Annotated in this window: 1 protein-coding gene; it reads right to left on the bottom strand. The window is 56.5% G+C overall.

Annotated elements, in window-relative coordinates:
- Positions 1-452: 452 nt before the first annotated feature.
- Positions 453-605 carry a PQQ-dependent sugar dehydrogenase gene (locus tag HA630_RS02875; RefSeq protein WP_166832249.1) on the bottom strand — a complete coding sequence of 51 codons (153 nt, stop codon included), beginning with the start codon at positions 603-605 and terminating at the stop codon, positions 453-455.

The following is a 605-nucleotide window of genomic DNA, read 5'->3' as shown; positions in this document are numbered from 1 at the left end:
AGCGGCCAGGGCGGGCAGGAAAGTGCGGCGAGAAAACATGAAAGCTCCGTGGGGGTGGTTCGGTGGACCGAATCATCCGCAGGGAGCTTTAGTTTTGGAACGAATAAAAACTCAGATAGTAATAACAAATTCAATCATAAAAGTCTGGTGCCAGTAGAAACTCGGAGCGGGCAGGCTGTTGGTTGTAGATGCTTTTGGAAAATTTTCACGGTCGGCCCCTGTGGCGTCCCTCGATAGAAAGCCCACCAGCCAGGATAGGCTTAGACTCTTCGAGCATCCACATCCAGACTGGGACCAACTTAACCGCGCATCAGATCCCTACGGACAACGGGAGAGACGGTGACAGAGCCCATGAGCCTGGTGCTCCTCCACTTTAAAGCAGCCGACAAGCCCTCGATCCTGAGGGGCTGCACTCAACCTTTTGCGATCCTCCGACCAAAAGCAACTCATCCTCAAAACCCCAGCGGCACCACCCTCAGCACCCGCCCTTTCGGGTTGTCGGTCAGCAAATACACCGCCCCATCCGGCCCCACCCTCACATCGCGCAGGCGTTCGCCCAGTTCCTTGAACAACACCTCCTGCGGGCCCGGCGTGCCGTTGCTCAT

The organism is Aquabacterium sp. A08 (genome assembly GCF_011742065.1).
This window is presented reverse-complemented; position numbering and strand designations above follow the sequence as displayed.

What these genes read in the sequence shown, in the direction of transcription:
- HA630_RS02875 (WP_166832249.1), bottom strand. Translation starts at nt 605, where the DNA reads ATGAGCAACGGCACGCCGGGCCCGCAGGAGGTGTTGTTCAAGGAACTG.